The sequence below is a fragment of the Deinococcus sp. Arct2-2 genome (assembly GCF_004801315.1).
Classification (GTDB): Bacteria; Deinococcota; Deinococci; order Deinococcales; family Deinococcaceae; genus Deinococcus.
In genome coordinates, this window is record NZ_SSNW01000002.1 from 83,172 (window position 1) to 101,362 (window position 18,191).

Sequence of the window (18,191 nt, forward strand, 5' to 3'; positions counted from 1 at the left end):
GAAATTGCTTCCCGGCGGCCCTGTTCTGTGTCGCCAGAAAGCGGCCTGTTTGCAATCCTGCGCCTCAACCTTCCCCTTCCGTGTCACCATAAGCGCCATGCCCGACGCCCTGACCACTGCGCAGCACCTCGTGCGCCTGCTGCAACGCCTGAACGAGTTGCACGCTTGGGCCGATGCCCGGACTTTGCCGCTGCCAGTGGGCATTTTTAGGGACGCGGCAGGGCAGGAATGGCCGATTGAAGAAGGCGGGGCGTGGCCGTCGCGGGCCTTTCCGGTGGTCATGCGCTTTGAGGTCACGGTGCCGGACGCTTGGGCGGGACAAGCCGTGACCGTGCAACTGTTACCCGGGGGCGAGGGCTTGCTGCGCGTGAACGGGGCCAGCGTGGGCGGCCTAAATCCATTTCATACCGAGATTCGGGTATTGGCCGCAGCGATGGGCGGCGAAGTATTGAGCCTAGAAATCGAAGCCAGCCCCAAAGGTCTTTTTGGTTCGCCAGAACGGAAAAATGCGCTGCACCGCGCCCGCTTGGTGGTTCCTGATCGTGGGGTGCGGGCGCTGTACGAAGACCTGCTGGCCATGTACGACGCGGCCCAGCATTTGCTGAAAGCAGGCCGCCCCGCCATTGCCGAGCGCCTGACCGACCTGCTGGCCGCGGCCTTTCGGCAAATTCCGCTGGAACGGGGCAACAGCGCGGCGTATCTGGCACGGGCGGTAGAAAACCCGGCTCTGAAGGCCACGCTGGACGGCCTCTGGGACGAATACGACTTTGAAACGGTCAGCCCGCTGCCTTACCCGGCGGAGTGGCAACCCCGATTGGCAGCGGCGCGGGAGTGGTTGCACACCGCGCTAGACGCACTCCGGGCCGAGTATCCGGCAGAAGGCAAGCTGGCTCTGACCGGACACGCGCACATTGATCTGGCGTGGCTGTGGCCCCTCTCAGAAACGCGGCGCAAGGCCCGGCGCACCTTTGCCACCGTGCTGAACCTGATGGAGCAGTACCCGGAGTTCGTCTTCAACCAGAGCATGGGCCAGCTCTATGAATTTGTACAGGAAGACGATCCCGCGCTGTTCGAGCAGATTCGGGCGCGGGTCAAAGAAGGGCGCTGGGACGTAGTGGGCGGCATGTGGGTGGAGCCGGACGGCAACTTGCCCAGCGGCGAGGCGTGGGCGCGGCAACTGCTGCACGGCCAACGCTACTTTCAGAAGGAATTTGGCGTGCAGGCGCGGGTCTGCTGGCTGCCCGACACCTTTGGGTACGCCGCCAACTTGCCGCAACTCCTCCGGCTGGCCGACTTGCCCAACTTTTTTACCACCAAGCTGAATTGGAACGAAACCAATCTGTTTCCCTACGACCTGTACCACTGGGAGGGACTGGACGGCAGCCGCGTGCTGGCGCACAGTTTCGCCAATCCTGCCGAGGGCTACAACGGCGACATCAAGGCGCTGGATACCTTCGAAACTTGGAAGGCGTTTCGGGGCAAGCGGCGGCATGGGGAAAGCCTGCTCAGCTTCGGCTACGGCGACGGCGGCGGCGGCCCAACGGCTGGAATGCTGGAACGCTACGCCCGCCAGCGCGATTTTCCGGGGCTGCCTAAGCTGCACATGTCGCGGGTGTCTGACTTCTATAGCCGGATTTCTGAGGAAACGCAGGCCACTTTGCCCGTATGGGTGGGCGAGCAATACTTCGAGTTGCACCGGGGAACCTATACCACGCAGGCCGAAATCAAGCGCCTGAATCGCCGTTTGGAACATACCTTGCCCGATGCCGAGGCCGCCTGTGCGCTGGCCGCCCGCCTCATTCATCGCCCTTACCCGTACGCCGAATTGCACGCGCTCTGGAAGGTGCTGCTGCGAAACCAGTTTCACGATATTTTGCCGGGAAGCAGTGTACAGGCGGTGAATATGGTGGCCTGCGGCGAAATGGGGGAAGCGTTGGTGGCAGCAGCACAGGTGCGCGACGCGGCCTTACAAGCCCTCAGTGACGCAGTAGCGGGGCCAGAAAACCGTGTGGTGGTCTGGAATCTGACGCTGCAAGACCGCCCGTTGAGTGGGGAATTGAGCGGACTAGACGGATTGAAAATCCCGCCGGGGCTGACCGTACCGGGGCTGGGGTATCTGAGCTTTCCAGTGGTTTCTGCCGAGCCTCTACCCGCCCCCTTTTCACCCGACAGCTTGACGCTGGAAAACGAGTATTTGCGCGTGCAGGTGAGGGCTGACGGCACGCTGGACAGCCTGTACGACAAGCAGCAAGACCGTGACATGCTGGACGTGGACGGGCGCGGCAACCAACTGTGGGCCTACGTGGACATTCCGCGCCAGTGGGAAGCGTGGGATATGGACGCCACCTACGCGCAGGAGGGCGAGGAGTGGACGGCGCTGGAGCAGCCTCGGCGCGTGAGTGCAACGGAAGTGCAGGTCAGGCGCGGCAGTCAGCACGAGCGGGGCAACCGCAGTGTAATTACGCAAACATACACGCTGAATCCGGGCAGCAAGCGGCTGGATATTCACACCCACGCCGACTGGCAGGGCCGCCGCTGCTTCCTGCGGGCGCTGGTGCCGCTGCAAGTGCGGGCCGATACCGCCACATTTGAAACCGCGTTTGGCGCAGTGACCCGCCCCACCCACACCAACACTCCGTGGGACGCCGCCCAATTCGAGAAACCCGGCCACCGTTGGGCCGACCTCAGCGAAGGCGGCAGCGGCGAGGCAGGCAGCGGCCTGAGCCTGCTCACCGACAGCAAATACGGCTACAGCGCGGCGGGGAACGTGCTGGGCCTGAGTCTCTTGCGCTCCCCCATCGCACCTGACCCCACTGCCGACGAGGGCGAGCATCAGTTCATGTACAGCCTCTACCCACACGCGGGTGACTGGCGAAACGACACGGTGGCGCAGGCCCACGATCTGAACGCGCCGTTACTGGCTTACCGCACGGCTGCGAGCGGCAGAACCTTGCCCGAATCGGCCCGCCTGCTGCACCTTCAGGGCGGCCCCGGCCTGCGCCTGAGCGCCCTGAAATTGGCTGAAGACAGTGAGTCGGTTATTGTCCGGCTGTACGAAACACACGGCACACGCGGTCAGGCCACACTCACGGGGCTGGATATTTTGGGGCTACAGGACGGCTGGCAGGCGGTAAACTTGTTGGAAGAGGCGTTGAACACGGAGGCATCGGCTCCACAGAGAACGCTGGCCTTCACGCCATACCAAGTCCTCAGCCTGCGCTCTGGCGGCGGGAACTAGCCTGAACAGCGAGTACAACCCTGCCGTGTCGGCCCCGAAATTTACCTGTTCGTTGGACCAGTCTGGAAGCGGTACACCCAACAAGTAACCCTGTACGCGGCTACAACCGAGGTCACGCACGGCCTGCAACTGTGCCGGGGTTTCTATGCCTTCGGCCACCACTTCCAGATTCAGCGTGCGGGCCAAAGCGGTCATGGCCTGCATCACCCGCAGCGCCTCCTTCGATTCGCCCAGCGTGCGGACTAACTCTCGGTCAAGTTTCAGGACATCAAAGGGCAGCCGCAGCAGGCGCGACAGGTTAGACTCTCCGGCCCCAAAATCGTTGAGCGCGATTCGGACGCCCAAGGCACGCAGCGCCGCAAATTGCCGCGCCGTGAACTCGGGGTCTTGCACGATGCCGCGCTCGGTGAGTTCGAGTTCTAGGGCGCTGGCATCAAGGTGATGGCGCTGGCAAGCGTCGTGAACGGTAGCCACGAAATCGGTACGGGCAAACTGCTGAGGAGACACGTTGACCGCCACCCGCGCCGCCGGACGCCCGCTGCGCCGCCATAGGGCCACCTGAGCGCAGGCCGCGTTCAGTACCCAGCCCCCAATCGGCACGATCAGACCGGAATCTTCGGCGGCAGGAATAAACTCGTCGGGGCGCACCAACGAGCCGCCGTCGGGGAACCAGCGCAGCAAGGCTTCCATGCCCACGATCAGGCCAGTTTGGGGATCGACTTGAGGCTGATAATGCAACCTGAATTCTTCCCGTCCCAGTGCGGCCCGGAGCTGGTTGCCCACCAGCAGGCGTGCGCGGGCGCTGTCCTGCATTTCGGGCGCATAGTGCCGCCAAGCATTTTTGCCCGAACGTTTGGCCTGATACATAGCCAAATCGGCGTGCCGAAGCAGCGTGCCGGGATCGGTGCCGCCCTGCGGATACAGGCTGATGCCGATGCTGACCGTCAGAAACACCTCTTGCTCGAACACGCGAAACGGTTCGTCCAGCGCGTCGGCCAACAGGTGCGCGAGGGTTTCAGCGCTGGCCGCGTCAGGGGCGCTTTGGGCGCATACCGTAAACTCATCTCCGCCGATGCGGCCCAGCAGATCGCCGGGAGACAAGACCTGATTCAGTTTTTGGGCCACCAAACACAGCAGCGTATCGCCCGCCGCGTGGCCCAAAGTATCGTTGACGGCCTTGAATCCGTCCAAATCCAGAAACAAGAGGGCAAAAGGCAAGCCCTCTGCGCCCAAGTCCGGTGATCCGGCCACCATCAGGGCCAGATGCGCCGCCACACCTGCCCGGTTGGCCAGTCCTGTGAGAGGATCGTGGTGGGCCAAATGCGCCATAGCTCGGGCCTGCCCACGGTGGTATTCGGCCTCGCGCTGCGCCCACGCCGCATGGGTTTGGGCCGCCAGCACGCCTACCCGTTGCCGCGCCTCTTCGTTCAGTCGCTTGCGCTCCAATTCCACTTGCGCCCTCAGGTGCTTCAGGGCCAACTTGGATTCTCCGAGGCGCTCAAAGACCTCGCTCTGGGTAGCGTGAATTTCCTCGGACAGCCGGGGCAGGCCCAGTTGCACGGCCAGCGTATGCGCCTGATCTAGCTCTGCCAAGGCTTCGGGCCAGCGCTCCAGCCGGGTCAGCAACGAGCCGAGCCGTTGCCGCTGACGGCCTTCCGCCTTGCGGTTGCCGCTACTTTGGGCCAACGCCAGCACCACATGGTGCAGCCGTTCGGCCTCTTCCAGCTCTCCCAACTGTTCGTGGGCGCGGGCCAGATGGTCGTAGCCCACCGTTTGTTTCTACCATCGCCAGACCGCCCTGATGGCAAGCGTCTACGCCTTGCCGCAGCCACCGGAGAGCTTCCTGCGGGTGGCCCGCCCCCAAATCCGAGACGCCCAACCCCACCAACGCGGAGCCAATTCCCTGCACATCGGCGGCGCTCCGGGCAAGAGCCAAGGCTTCCTCGAACACCAACCGCTGCGCCGCGTGATCGCCGAGTGCGCCGTCAAGGTTGGCCAACCCCGCCATAGGGCGTGCCAACCCTTCCAGTTCGTTCAGGTCGCGCAAAATGGCAATAGACCGCTGCTGCAACTCCAGCGCCATCGTGTCGTCGCCGAGTCCGGCCTGCACATGCCCCAAATGACTCAGCGCCCGCGCTTCGGCCTCGCGCTCGCCAGATTCTCTGGCCGCGTCTAGGGCGGTGGTGGCGTACCGGAGCGTGGTGGCGTAGTCCGAGGTTTGAAAGCTGGCCCACGCCTCCCGGTTGGCGGCGTGGGCACGTTCGGCCACCTCCTGCCGCGCCAAGTCAGAGGAGAGCGAGGGCCAGCCCTCCTGAGTTCCCAACCGGCGCGGCGTTACCGCAACAGTCCCGTGTGCTGAGTCCACGGTCTACCCAGCTTGCCTGCCGCCCTACGCAAACAGTAGGGCAGCAAGAATTTGAATAGATCAGGGCTGAGCATCTACATTAATTTTAACGCAGCTTCATACAACGTTGTGTTTAGTTTTAAACACTGTCAATAGTTAAGATCAGTACTTACCATCTAGGTCGTTACTCAAACGTGATTCAGATCAACTGACTTAAGTGTATCTGGGGACCGCGAATAGGGGTTGACAGAAGGGTGACTAGCCTTGGCGATTGGTAGATATCAGGTGATCGACAGCAGGTGGATGACCCATCAGGACAGGTGGTGGTCAATCACTCGTCGTACTTTGAGGTGGTCCAGGCTCAACGACACGATGGCGCTCGGATAATTCTTGCCCCACGCTGTGGGCCAGCCAGATTCGCATGGCTGCTTTGACATCGGCCGGCTCTCGCTCCCCCCGCTCCACCTCGTCAAGCAAAGGCATCAGTGGACGGACTGTTTCCATAAACTGAGAGAGGCTCAGTTCCACGAATGAACTCATGTTCATGTCCATTGCCGTGAACACGCGCCGAGCGTCCCGGTAGATGTCTGGGTCAATGGTCAGGTTAAGGCGAGCCTTCGTGGTCTTTCCCATATGTATAGCATACAGATGCTTAGGGCCAAACACAAGGAGCTCCACCACGCACCGCAACTAGGCATCTACAGGGCGGCACTCAGCCGCTGAGGTCAATGAATTTCATGTTGTGCGCCAAGATGCCAAGCGCGACCTTCAAGCGCAGACTGAGATAGGTCTTGACCTGTCCCCAGCGCAATCCCGCACTCACGAGGACGGAAAAGGCTGATTCGATCGCTTTCCTTGCGGCCCCGTACTCTTCCTTCCAGCGCGGGTCAATTTGCTTGGCATTGATTTTGGGAGGTGTGAGGCACGTTCCGGACTGATAGCCCTTATCCCCAATCTGTTTCGGCCCGCCGTAGGCTGGCCAATCTTTATTCATCTCGCACAGCACGCTGAAATCGTGTTCGTTTGCGGGACGAATCTCGTACTTGACGAGCTTGCCGTTCAGGGCGCTCCAAGCGTGCAGTTTGAAGCCATAGACCGAACCAGCGGTGCTAAATCCGTGACGCGCTCCGCGAAACTTACAACGCGGTGCGCGCTTGAACGTTGAGACAGGCAGGGGTTCGGAATCCACAATCACGAAGTCCAGTGTCTGGACTTCGGTCGCGAGCCGCTCGACTACTGGGGTCAGTCGAGCGAGTCGGATGCGAGCTTGGGGCTCAGATGGAAAATGCGGGAAGTGGTTTAGCTTCAGAAACCGCCACCACCGGCTGAAATAGGTCACCTTATGAAGCTTCTGAAGCAGGGCAACCGCGAGGAGTTCAGCATCTGGCACTTTCTCGTGCGGATGCAGCAATTTCGCTGGGATGTGTGGAGCGATCCAGTGGGCGAGGTGCGTCACAGCGGCGGGCAGCGGTAGAAACGTCAAATCTGGAGGGGTCATGAGCCCTCTCCCTAGCGCATTTCTAGCCGGCTCTGTCAACCCCTATTCGCGGTTAGGGGTACGAATCCTCAAATGACCAGCTCTTCACACTGATGATGTCTGTTTCGTGCGGTCTATAAAGCTGGCGCTGGTGGTCAGGCGAACTTCATCCAATGTCGCGCCGGGCATCAGCTCCGTTAACGTCAATTGGCCGTCTACGAAACTAAAGACCGCCTTATCCGTGATAATCATGTCCACTGCGCCGGATGTGGTGAGGGGCAGAGTGCAACGGGGCACGATTTTGGGCGTGCCGTCGGGGTCACTGTGGGTCATCAGGATGATCAGGCGGCCTGCTCCGCCCGCCAAATCCATCGCGCCGCCTACGCCCAGCAGCGGTTTGCCCGGTACGGCCCAGTTCGCCAAGTTGCCTGCTTCGTCCACTTGCAGGCCGCCCATCACGGCAATATCCACATGGCCGCCGCGAATCATGCCGAAGCTGGCCGCCGAATCGAAGTAACTGGCCCCCGGCAAGGCCGTGACCGGAATTTTGCCTGCATTCACCGGATAGTCCATCGCGCCGCCGCCATCGGGCGCTGGCCCCACGCCCAACATGCCGTTTTCGGTGTGCAGATTCACGCCGTGTTCGGGCGTAATCAGGTCGGCCACCAGCGTAGGAATGCCGATACCGAGGTTGACCACCGCGCCGGGCCGGAGTTCCTGTAGGGCACGGCGAGCCATGTTCATGCGGCCTTCGTCTATCCGTTTGGCCCCACCCTTCACGTCGGCACTGCTGCCCAAATCGGCCAACGTGAGGTGGGCTTGCACCAGATAATCTACGTACAGACCGGGCGTATGCACCTGCTCCGGCGCAATCTGGCCCACTTCCACGATTTCTTCCACTTCAGCAATCACCAGATCGGCGGCAGTCGCCATGCTGGAATTGAAATTCTGTTCGGTCAGGCGGTATTGCAAGTTGCCCGCCGTGTCGGCCCGCCACGCCCGAATAAAGGCCACGTTGCCGCGCAGAGCAGGCACGAACACCATGTCGCGTCCACCGATCACCTTGGTTTCGGCACCCTCGGCGATCAGGGTTCCGGCGGCGGTAGGCGTGTAAAAGCCGCCCAGTCCGGCCCCACCCGCCCGGATCGCCTCGGCCAGCGTGCCCTGCGGCATCAGTTCCACTTGCAGCGTGCCCGCCATGTGTGCTTTTACCGCTTCCGGGTTAGAAGTGAAATACGAGCCGATGGCCTTTCTCAGTTGCCCGTTGCGGAGCAGCAGGCCCCCGCTGAGGCCCGGCTCAGACACGTTGTTGGCGATGTAGGTCAGGTCGCCCGTGTCTGTCTCGGCCAGCGCATGAACCAGATGCACCGGGTTTCCGGTCATGCCGAAGCCGCCCACCAGCAGACGGTCTCCGGGCTTGACCAGGGCCGCCGCTTCCTGCACGGAGATGATCGGGACAGTTTTCATGCCTCCACCCTCTCGATCAGGGCCGCTTCGCCTTGGCCGACGCCGACGCAAAGGGTCGCTAGGCCGTAGCGCCCGCCCCGCGCCGCCAGTTCGTGCATGAGGGCCACCACTAACCGCGCCCCGCTCATGCCCAACGGGTGCCCCAGCGCGATGCCGCCGCCGTTCACGTTCACTTTCTCCTCGTCCAGCCCCAGTTCCCGGATACAGGCCAACGCTTGGGCGGCAAAGGCTTCGTTCAGTTCGATCAGGTCGATGTCGTTCAGGTTTACGCCTGTGCGTTCCAGCAGTTTGCGGGTGGCCGGAATCGGGCCGAGGCCCATCACACGCGGATCGACGCCAGCCGAAGCCGCGCCCACCCAACGGGCCAGCGGCACAATGCCCAGTTCCCGCGCCTTGCCCGCGCTCATCAGCACCAGCGCCGCCGCACCGTCGTTGAGGCCGCTAGCGTTGCCCGCTGTGACCGTGCCGCCCTTGCGGAAGGCGGGTTTCAGTCCAGCCAATGTCGCGGCGTCGGTAGCCAATTCAAACTGCTCGCCCGTACGCGTGTAGCGGGGATGTTCGTCGGTGTCAAACACCGTCACGCCCTTCTTACCTTTCACTTCTATCGGCACGATCTGGCTCCTAAACGCACCCGAATTCAGCGCAGCCACCGTGCGCCGCTGAGATTCCAGTGCGAAGGCGTCCTGCTCCTCCCGCGTAATTTCAGCGAAGCTGTAGTCTCCAGCACGGCTGCGTTCTACGATGTTTTCGGCGGTTTCGCCCATCGCCTCCAGCGGAAACAGGGCTTCCATCGCCGGGTTCGGAAAGCGCCAGCCGAGGGTGGAATCGAACACGGTCACGTTGCCGCTGGCAAACGCCTGCCCGCCTTTGGGCATCACGAGGGGGGCGCGGGTCATGCTTTCTACGCCGCCTGCCACGTATACATCACCGTCACCATTGCGAATGGCGCGGGCCGCCGTGTTGATGGCGCTGAGGCCCGACGCACACAGCCTATTCACGGTCAGGCCCGCCACCGATTCGGGCAGACCCGCCAGCAGCGCCGCCATTCTCGCCACGTTTCGGTTGTCTTCGCCCGCTTGGTTGGCACAGCCCAAAATCACTTCTTCGATCAGGGCGGGGTCTATTCCGGCTTGCTGCACGGCGGCCCGGATCACGCTGGCGGCCAAATCGTCGGGCCGCACGCCGGACAAACTGCCGCGAATAGCCCCGATGGGCGAGCGCACGGCGGCGACGATAACGACGTCACGGTCAGACAAAGCGTGGGCGGGGTGGGCAGAAGGTGGGGCGGAAACAGGTTCGGACATGCAGACTCCTTGAACAGACAGGCGGGAACAGACAAGAGTGGGAACGGCGGGGGCCAGCAAGTTTTTTGCTTCCGCCGAAGCGTGGCAAGTCGGGCGCGGCAGATCAGACCATCAAGATGCCCTATTCAAGCGCATGGAGTGGCCGATTTGGAAGGGCTGCACAGCGCGGGCCGCCAGAGTTGCCCTGACGCTTGCTCTGGTTTGGAGAGGGTAGGGCGTTCAGGCGCAAGGTGTGGGGTTGGCAGGGTAGAGTGCAATCTTTTCGTAGACTCTTAGAGCCTTGACCCTTAGACACAGCAACCGTTGACGCCCCTTCGCCCCAAACCACACATTCGACTGGTCAACTGGCTCCTCTGTGATAGAATCCCGCGCCAAGTCAGGTTGTGCCTGATACGGTGAGGCTGACGTGACGACGCCCACGCAGGAATCTGAACAGCAGCGTAGGGCAGCCCTGACGCGGTATGCCGTCATGGATACGCTGCCGGAAGAGGCTTTTGACCGCCTGACCACGCTGGCGGCCCGCCTCTTCGACGCGCCGATGGCCCTGATTTCGCTGTTGGATTCAGACCGGCAATTTTTTAAGGCTTGTTTTGGCCTGAACCTGCGCGAGACCCCACGTTCACAGAGTTTTTGCGCCCATGCACTGCATTCGCCGGAAGTTATGATTGTTCCGGACGCCACGCAAGACCCCCGCTTCCGCAGCAATCCGCTGGTGACTGGGCCGCCCCACATCCGGTTTTATGCGGGTGCGCCGCTGGTTGCGCCGAGTGGCGTGGTGCTGGGTACGATATGCATCATCGACGACCAATTGCGCCCTCCGCTGACCCAGCGGGAGCGCGACACCCTCACCGATCTGGCTGCGTTGGTGGTAGATGAGTTAGAACTGCGGCTGAAAACGTTGGAAGCGGTGCGCGAGGGCGATGCACGGGCGCGGGTCATGCGGCAGCTGAAGGACGCGCACCTGTTGTCTCAATTGCTGTTGGGCATCGGCGGCCTGACCGATCTTGACCTTGCGCCCGGCGAACTGCTGCGGCATGCCGCCGAACTTGCCAGCGCAAACTTGGAGGTGGACTGGAGCGGTTTGGTGACGCTCGAGCAGGGACAAACCCAGATTCATACCGTGTGGCACAGCGCAGCTGGAGAACGGCTTATGCATGAGGTCGCGCAGAAACAGGAGTTGCCGCTGGGCGTAGCAGGAGTGGTGGCGCAGGCAAAAGCTCAGGCCGGAGCTGCGCCCCTGTTCAGCAACGATGTACCGGCCAGTACACTCCACGCAGAGTCGCTTCCCACTGGGCCGCTTCACACCGGGTCACCTCATACTGAGCCAAAGCCGAACGCAGTGATGGCAACGGTGTTGAGCACGCACGGAACCGCCACCTACGTCCTAACGATGTTGAGGCTGGGGCAAGATCAGCCGTGGAGTGCGCATGACCGTCAATTGGTAGAAGCCGTGACCCGCGCCGTGCGGCAAGGCACCGAGCAAAGCGCCCGCCGCGCCGCCCTGCGGGGCACTCAGGAGCAGCTGCAGTTGGCGCTGGACGCCGCGCCACTGGTGCTGTGGACCACTGACGCACACGGCACCGTGACCCTCTCTGAAGGGCGGGGACTGCGGGCCATTGGCAGCACGCCGGGCGCAGTAGTAGGGCAGCGTGTAGAAGACGTGTTTGCGCGGGTGCCAGACGTCATTCACAACGTAGCCCGCGCCCAGAACGGCGAAGCCTTTCAGTCCAGCGTGACCATCGGAACCCGGATATTCGATGCCCGCTACGGCCCGCTCAAGGACGCCGACGGAACCCTGACGGGCAGCGTGGGCGTGGCCTACGACGTCACAGACTTGGTGCAGGCGCGGCAAGAAGCCGTGCGGGCACGCGAACAGGCCGAGGCGCTGCTGGAGCTTTCGCACTTGCTGGACGCCCAAGAAGCCGTGGAACTGGTGGCACAGTCGGCGCTCTTGGCGGTCAGCCGCGCACTGGGCAGCGGCGGGCTGGTGCTGTGGCGGCGTGAGGGCGACGTGTTCCGGGCGCTGGCGTGGCAAGGAGAATTGCCCGTGAGTGTGCGGCAGCAGCGAGATGCGGGGCTTCCTCTCAGCACTTTTGGGGGCGGCGTCCTGGAAGGTGAGAGCCAGTTCTTAGACCGGGCCAGCCTGCCCGGCGCCCTGAGCGCCGCCGATGTGCAGGGCGTGGCGCTCCTGCCTGTGGCGCTGGACGTGCCGGAGCGGGCGGTGGTGCTGGCGGCCTATCAACACACCGGACCGAGCGCCGATGTGCGGGCCACTCCGGGTGAAAGTGCCCCAGCAAACCGGGCCGGCACGTGGCTCCCCTTCGAACGAGATGTCCTGACGGTAGCGGCCCGAACTTTGGCGGCTGGCATAGAGCGGAAGCGGCATTTGCAGGCGCTGGAAGCCGCCGCCAGCGTGGATACCCTGACGGGCTTGGGCAACCGCCGCGCATTGGAGGCCGATTTGGAAGCCACGCTCCTGCGGGCTGCCCGCACTGGTGAACAGGTGGGCGTGTTGTCGATTGATCTGGACGGCCTGAAAGTGCTGAACGACGCCAAAGGCCATGCACGCGGCGACGCCCTGCTTCAGGAATTTGCGCGGGCGCTGCGGCTGTGCTTCCGGCAAGAAGACCGCATTCACCGCTTGGGTGGAGACGAATACGTGGTCCTTTTGCCCGGCGTAGGCAGCGCGGAGGCGGCAGGAATGCTCGACCGGGTGCGGGCCGCCGTGATGATGACCCGCGCCGCAGGCTTTGGCAGCGTGGATGCCAGCGCCGGAGTCGCCTCCTATCCCGCTGACGCCGCCGACAGCTTGGGCCTGCTGCACCGCAGTGACCGCCGCATGTACGCCGACAAAACGGGCAAACATTCGGCGGCTGTGGCGGGGGCTACACCTTCACTGCCAGATTGATTCTTAGCTATGGCTCCTGAGGGCGTGCAGCACGTCCTTCGTACCCGTATACAAGTCACGGTACAGGCCATACAAGCGGTCATATTCGGGTTTTAGTGCGGCATTCGGCAAAATGATGTCGGCGGGGCGCACCCATGAATCCAAGTCGGCCCGCGTCAGCACACCCGCCGCAATTCCAGCCAGAAAAGCATCTCCGTAGCTGGCCCCCACTGTCACCTCTGGCAAGTGCTGGGCCTCGCCGCTGATGTCGGAGACGATTTGCAGCCATGTGCGGGTTTTTGCGCCGCCGCCCACCGCCACCACGCGCCGCACATCCGCGCCCAAATCCCGGAAGGCTTCTATGTTGTGGCGAATGCCGTAACCCACGCCTTCCAGCACGGCGCGGAACAGGTGGTCACGGGTATGGGTCAGGCTCATTCCGGCAAAGACGCCGCGTACGTGGGGGTCATTGATCGGCGTGCGCTCGCCGCTGAAATAGGGCAAGACCAGCAGGCCATCCGAACCGGGCGCGATGGCCTCGGCCCCAGCAAACAGCGTGTCATACGCCTCGTTGGTAGGTTGGTCACGGGCGAATTCATCGGCAAACCAGCGGGTCAGGCTGCCGCTGGTGCCCATGCCCGCCGCCAGATTGTGCTGGCCCTCGAACGCGCCGCCCACCGTCCACACGCGGGAATCGGGCGTGGGCATGTCCTGCACCAAAATAAAGAAGGTGGTGGAACCGTACATGATCATCAGGTCGCCGGGATTGACCACACCCACGCTGAGGGCTTCGCTGAGGGCGTCCACCGCACCCACCGCCACAGGCGTGCCTTCGCGCAGTCCAGTCAAGCGGGCGGCTTCGGCAGTCACCGTTCCGGCCCGTTCATCGCTCCAGCCGAGTTCGGGCAGGCGCGACAGGTCGGAGTCCCCCAGCACAGGCACGGCGAATTGGGGCGTCCACTGACGCGAGGCCGGATCGTACAGCGGCATGGAATGGCTGGCCGTGTGGTGATCCATGACGTGCCGCCCGGTGAGGCGGTAGGTAAGGTAGGCACTGGCGGTGGTGAGGGTGGCCGTTTTCGCCCAAAGCTCAGGCTCCTGCTCACGCAACCAGCGAATTTTGGGGCCGATGGCTTGACTGGTGAGGCTCATGCCGCTGTGGGCAAAGATCGCGTCTGCGCCGATTTCGGCTTCCAGCGCTTCTATTTGCGCTTGGGCGCGGGAATCGACGCCGTACAAGATGCCGGGGCGCAACGGACGGCCCGCCGAATTCAGCGGCAGCAGTGTGGGGCCGATGGCGCTGAGGGCCACACCCGCTACATCCTCGCCCGAATACGGCCCAGACAGCAGCGCGGCAAGAATGGCTTGTACATCGGCCCACCACACGGCGTCGGCGTCTTGCTCGGCGTAGCCGGGCGCAGGGAAGGAAACCGTGTGTGGGATGACGTGCTGGCGCAGGATTTCCCCGGCAGGAGTAACCAATACACCCTTGCTGGAATAGGTGCCGACATCTATGCCCAATAAAAGCTCAGAAGACATCAGACGGACTCCGTTCCATTACCGGACATCCCAAACAGCACGGGATGTCCGTCCATTGCACGCAGCCCGCTTCCATTCCTACGTGCTCCACTTGACTTGAACGCCCAAAAAACACGGCGTTCAATCGGAATTCACCTCAATCATGACCTTCATGCTGGTCTTCTTCTCGGCGTCGGCAAACACGAAGGCTTCGGGCGTGTGGGCAAAGTCGTAGCGGTGGGTGACCAACAAGTCTAGGTTCACCGCGCCGCTGGCAACGAGTTCTATAGCAGCGGGATAGCAGTTGGCGTAGCGGAACACGCCCCGAATGCTGACTTCCCGGCTGGCCGCACTCACGATATCGAGGCTGACTTCGGGGTCTGGCGGCAGGCCCACCAGCACGGTGACGCCACCCGGCTTTGGGGCCGCCAAGCTCAGGCGCGTGGTGGGCAAACTGCCCGCCGTTTCAAAGCTGACATCCACGCCCGCGTGAGACAGGGGCAGGCCATCCCGCGCCGCCGTGACGCTACGAATAAACTCTAGCGGATCGCCAGTACGGGCATTGAAGGTGTGGGTGGCCCCCACTTGCCGCGCCAAGTCCAGCCGGAAATCTTCGAGGTCGACGGCGATTAAGGTGGTCGCGCCCGCTGCTTTGGCCGCCTGAATGGTGGTGCAGCCGATGGGGCCAGCGCCGAACACCGCTACACTGTCTCCAGTTTTGACTGCGCCTTTGCGGGCCGCCCACACGCCTACCGCCAACGGTTCCAGCAGCGCCGCCGCATCGTCAGACACGCTGTCAGGTACGGGAAACACGAAGTCGTCGGGCCACAGGATGTACTGCGATAAGGCACCGTCTATGGGCGGCGTCGCCATAAACGTCATGTCTGGGCACAGGTTGTAAGCGCCGGATTTGCAGTAGGCGCAGCGGCGGCACGGCACGCCGGGTTCTAGCGCCACGCGGTCGCCCACTTTCACGCGGCTCACGCCTTCGCCCACTGCTTCCACCACGCCGCTGACTTCGTGCCCCAGCACCAGCGGGCCTTCTACCACAAAGTTTCCGATGCGGCCATGCGTGTAGTAATGCACGTCGCTGCCGCACACGCCGATGCGCCGCACTTTTACGCGCACTTCATGCGGCCCCGGCGCGGCTACCGGGCGGGTTTCCCAACCCAGAGAACGGTGTCCAGTGAGGACTGCGGTTTGGGAATCGAGTACGGTCATAGAAGGTGCTCCTTCGGTCAAGTCATGGGGAGTTTTACAATGCTAAAGTGGAACTGAACGTGCGGGAATTAGATATTTGGGAAGATTGATTCTCTGTTTGGTTGGAGTGGACTGTGATTGGATTAGAAATCGCCAACCTGCCTACACCGACTCACCCGCCCGCTTGGAAAAGATGTCGTTCTCTTAGATCATGAACTGGTCGGGCTGCTAGGTCGGATCGCATCAGCAGCGGCACAGGCCATAGACCTCTACGGACTTAGACGCATGACTGACGATTTAGCTACTTTGAAAAATTGGAATCTATTACTGAGGCACTGCTGACAAGACACTCCTACAGCCGCCCTATTTAGGCTCTCACCAGACCGTGTAACCGCCATCTACTACCAATGTATGTCCGGTCACAAAGCTGGAGGCGTCGGAGGCCAGATACAGCACGGCGGGCGCAATTTCACGCGGTTCGGCTACGCGGCCCATCGGGGTTTCGCGCAACCACACGTCGCTCCACTCGGTAATCGCCAGCCCTTTTTTGGTCAGCGGAGTGGCCGTGTAACCGGGGGCCACCGCGTTCACGCGCACGCCGCGCCCCGCCCACTCGCCCGCCAAGCTGCGGGTCAGGTGAATCACTGCCGCTTTACTGGCGTTATAAGACACTTGTGCCTGAGGGTGGTTGGAGATCATGCCGGACATGGAGGCGGTGCTGACGATGCTGCCCGATCCGGCATCCAGCATCTTTTTGCCGAACTCGCGGCAGCACCAGAACACGCCGTCCAGATTCACGCGCATGACCGCATTCCAGTCATCGTCGGAGGCCTCTTCGGCGGGGCCGTTGCGAACAATTCCGGCGTTGTTGACCAACACATCCACGCGCCCCAACCGCTCAGCCAGAGTTTTCACTGCCGCCGAATCGGTGACATTCAGCACTTCAAAGGTGCCGCCGATGCTGGACGCGGCTTCTTCACCCACCGCCGGATTCATGTCGGCAATGATAATGGTCGCACCCGCTTCGCCCAGCGCTTTGGCAATTTCAAAGCCGATGCCCTGCGCCGCGCCCGTGACAAGGGCCGTTTTGCCGTCTAGTTTGAACAGATCAAGGATGTTGGAAGAAGTGGGAGCCTGAGTCATGGGTTGTCCTTAAGGGGAAATGAAAGAGGAAGAAGTGAGCTGAAGGGATTGAGAAGGCTCACACGGGTTTGATTCACAGGCTTCAGGCTGAACCCGCGCCCACACTGGTTTTGCTCCCAGTTTTGGTGGCCAGTTCTTCTAGTGCGCCGAGTGCGCCCAGACGCTGCACACACTCACGGCCTGCCAGATACGCTGCCCGGAAGCGCTCGCTGTGGGCCAAATCGCCAAAAATATCTTCAAGCTCTAAGAACGCTCCCGGCTGCTGGCTCTCGCGCAGGGCCGCTGCCGTCAGTCGTTCGGCGCGGGGATCTACGAGGGGAAAGCGTCCGGCGCGGGCCGCTTCTATGTACACGCTCCAAGCCGCCACGACGAGGGCCGAACGCTCTATTTCGCCGCCCGTGTCCAGTTGCTCGCGGATGACGGGCAAGAGGAACTTGGGGATACGCTCTGAGCCTTCGGCCACCAAGCGGGCCAGCGTGTCCTGAATGGCGGGGCTGCCAAAGCGCTCGATCAGTTGGTGGTGGTAGGCGGCTAGGTCGATTCCCGGCACGGCCTGCAAAGTGGGCGTGGCTTCCTGCGCCATGTAACCCAGCAAAAAATCCACGAACAGCGGGTGCTGAAGAACTTCGTGGGCATAGGTGTAGCCTGCGAGCAGCCCCAGATGACTCATCGCCTGATGCGAGGCATTTAGGAGCCGCAGCTTCATCAGTTCGTAAGGTTCCACATCGTCTACAACGTGTACGCCCACACTTTCCAGCGCAGGCCGTCCCATCGTAAAGTTATCTTCCAGCACCCATTGGGTAAAGGTTTCGGCCAATACCGGCCACTCATCTTCAACGCCGTAGTCGGCGGCCAATTCTTGCTTGGTCTGCTCGCTGGTCACAGGCGTAATGCGGTCTACCATCGAGTTGGGGAAGGCGACCTGTCGCGCCACCCACTCGCCCAGTTCGGCGTCCTTCAGGCGGGCGAAGGCAGTAAAGGCATGCTGGGCCACATGGCCGTTGCCCTGCATGTTGTCGCAGGACATCACGGTAAAGGGCGCGATACCGCGTTCACGGCGGCGGCGCAGCCCTTCGGTGATGAACCCGAATACTGTTTGGGGCGTCGCCCCCGCTCTCAGATCATTCTGAATAGCCGGACTGGACACTTCAAACTCGCCTGTAACGTTGTTAACGCTGTAGCCGCCTTCGGTGACCGTCAGAGAGACGATTTTGGTGGCCGGATCAGCCAGTTTTTCCAGCACTGCTTCAGGATCATCGGGCGCAAACAGAAAGCGGTTGATCGCCCCGATGATGCGGGCCTCCGACTGACCATCTGGCGATACGGTGATGAGGGTGTAAAGGTTGTCTTGGGCGGCAAAAACAGCCTGCATCCGGGCATCGTGAGGCAGCACGCCTACCCCGCAAATGGCCCACTCGGTACTGCCTCGCGCGTTCAGCAGGCGGTCTAGGTACATGGCTTCGTGCGAGCGATGAAACCCACCTACGCCAAAGTGAACGATGCCGGACTGAAGGGTTGAAGGATCGTAGTTGGGAACCAGAACGCTGGAACTCAGTGCGTCTAGGGCTGATCGGTTGAGTTTGACCATATCGGGACTCCCACAATGCTGAAGG

Annotated in this window: 11 protein-coding genes and 1 pseudogene; 2 read left to right on the forward strand and 10 right to left on the reverse strand. The window is 62.3% G+C overall.

The window, feature by feature from the left end; genetic code table 11:
- The first annotated feature begins 97 nt into the window (after positions 1–97).
- The gene (locus E7T06_RS21595) at positions 98–3,238 is read left to right on the forward strand and encodes a glycoside hydrolase family 38 C-terminal domain-containing protein (protein WP_136364097.1); all 3,141 of its coding nucleotides are present in this window, start codon (positions 98–100) and stop codon (positions 3,236–3,238) included.
- Between the two features lie 87 nt (positions 3,239–3,325).
- Here E7T06_RS21595 and E7T06_RS21600 read toward each other — a convergent pair.
- The 6 genes and pseudogenes from E7T06_RS21600 to E7T06_RS01575 form a co-directional block, all read right to left on the reverse strand.
- A pseudogene (locus E7T06_RS21600) lies at positions 3,326–4,567 on the reverse strand (EAL domain-containing protein); the annotation flags it as partial.
- 343 nt (positions 4,568–4,910) lie between these two features.
- Entirely contained in the window at positions 4,911–5,603 is a 693-nt protein-coding gene (locus tag E7T06_RS01555) for a tetratricopeptide repeat protein (RefSeq protein WP_136364099.1), read from the reverse strand.
- Between the two features lie 306 nt (positions 5,604–5,909).
- Entirely contained in the window at positions 5,910–6,215 is a 306-nt protein-coding gene (locus E7T06_RS01560; RefSeq protein WP_136364100.1) for a hypothetical protein, read from the reverse strand.
- 79 nt (positions 6,216–6,294) lie between these two features.
- Positions 6,295–7,080 carry an IS982 family transposase gene (locus E7T06_RS01565; RefSeq protein ID WP_136364101.1) on the reverse strand — a complete coding sequence of 262 codons (786 nt, stop codon included), beginning with the start codon at positions 7,078–7,080 and terminating at the stop codon, positions 6,295–6,297.
- Positions 7,081–7,164: 84 nt separating this feature from the next.
- Positions 7,165–8,526 carry a 3-oxoacid CoA-transferase gene (locus E7T06_RS01570; protein WP_136364102.1) on the reverse strand — a complete coding sequence of 454 codons (1,362 nt, stop codon included), beginning with the start codon at positions 8,524–8,526 and terminating at the stop codon, positions 7,165–7,167.
- The gene (locus tag E7T06_RS01575) at positions 8,523–9,830 is read right to left on the reverse strand and encodes a thiolase family protein (RefSeq protein WP_136364103.1); all 1,308 of its coding nucleotides are present in this window, start codon (positions 9,828–9,830) and stop codon (positions 8,523–8,525) included. Before E7T06_RS01575 ends, E7T06_RS01570 begins: the two co-directional genes overlap by 4 nt.
- Positions 9,831–10,236: 406 nt before the next feature.
- Here E7T06_RS01575 and E7T06_RS22030 point away from each other — a divergent pair, with 406 nt between their 5' ends.
- Positions 10,237–12,738, forward strand: a complete 2,502-nt coding sequence (locus tag E7T06_RS22030) for a diguanylate cyclase (protein ID WP_276605541.1) — start codon at positions 10,237–10,239, stop codon at positions 12,736–12,738.
- A gap of 3 nt (positions 12,739–12,741) precedes the next feature.
- Here the strand turns inward: E7T06_RS22030 and E7T06_RS01585 are convergent, their stop codons facing one another.
- The 4 genes from E7T06_RS01585 to E7T06_RS01600 all read right to left on the reverse strand — a co-directional run bounded on the left by E7T06_RS01585 (position 12,742) and on the right by E7T06_RS01600 (position 18,166).
- The gene (locus tag E7T06_RS01585) at positions 12,742–14,256 is read right to left on the reverse strand and encodes an FGGY-family carbohydrate kinase (protein WP_136364104.1); all 1,515 of its coding nucleotides are present in this window, start codon (positions 14,254–14,256) and stop codon (positions 12,742–12,744) included.
- A 120-nt stretch (positions 14,257–14,376) separates the two neighbouring features.
- Complete coding sequence (locus E7T06_RS01590) at positions 14,377–15,456, reverse strand: NAD(P)-dependent alcohol dehydrogenase (RefSeq protein ID WP_136364105.1); 1,080 nt, start codon at positions 15,454–15,456, stop codon at positions 14,377–14,379.
- A 354-nt stretch (positions 15,457–15,810) separates the two neighbouring features.
- Positions 15,811–16,578 (reverse strand): glucose 1-dehydrogenase, encoded by a 768-nt coding sequence (locus E7T06_RS01595; RefSeq protein ID WP_136364106.1) that lies wholly within the window; start codon positions 16,576–16,578, stop codon positions 15,811–15,813.
- Between the two features lie 82 nt (positions 16,579–16,660).
- Positions 16,661–18,166 (reverse strand): mannitol dehydrogenase family protein, encoded by a 1,506-nt coding sequence (locus tag E7T06_RS01600; RefSeq protein ID WP_136364107.1) that lies wholly within the window; start codon positions 18,164–18,166, stop codon positions 16,661–16,663.
- Positions 18,167–18,191: the final 25 nt, after the last annotated feature.

What these genes read in the sequence shown, in the direction of transcription:
- E7T06_RS21595 (WP_136364097.1), top strand. Translation starts at nt 98, where the DNA reads ATGCCCGACGCCCTGACCACTGCGCAGCACCTCGTGCGCCTGCTGCAA.
- E7T06_RS01560 (WP_136364100.1), bottom strand. Translation starts at nt 6,215, where the DNA reads ATGGGAAAGACCACGAAGGCTCGCCTTAACCTGACCATTGACCCAGAC.
- E7T06_RS01565 (WP_136364101.1), bottom strand. Translation starts at nt 7,080, where the DNA reads ATGACCCCTCCAGATTTGACGTTTCTACCGCTGCCCGCCGCTGTGACG.
- E7T06_RS01570 (WP_136364102.1), bottom strand. Translation starts at nt 8,526, where the DNA reads ATGAAAACTGTCCCGATCATCTCCGTGCAGGAAGCGGCGGCCCTGGTC.
- E7T06_RS01575 (WP_136364103.1), bottom strand. Translation starts at nt 9,830, where the DNA reads ATGTCCGAACCTGTTTCCGCCCCACCTTCTGCCCACCCCGCCCACGCT.
- E7T06_RS01585 (WP_136364104.1), bottom strand. Translation starts at nt 14,256, where the DNA reads ATGTCTTCTGAGCTTTTATTGGGCATAGATGTCGGCACCTATTCCAGC.
- E7T06_RS01590 (WP_136364105.1), bottom strand. Translation starts at nt 15,456, where the DNA reads ATGACCGTACTCGATTCCCAAACCGCAGTCCTCACTGGACACCGTTCT.
- E7T06_RS01595 (WP_136364106.1), bottom strand. Translation starts at nt 16,578, where the DNA reads ATGACTCAGGCTCCCACTTCTTCCAACATCCTTGATCTGTTCAAACTA.
- E7T06_RS01600 (WP_136364107.1), bottom strand. Translation starts at nt 18,166, where the DNA reads ATGGTCAAACTCAACCGATCAGCCCTAGACGCACTGAGTTCCAGCGTT.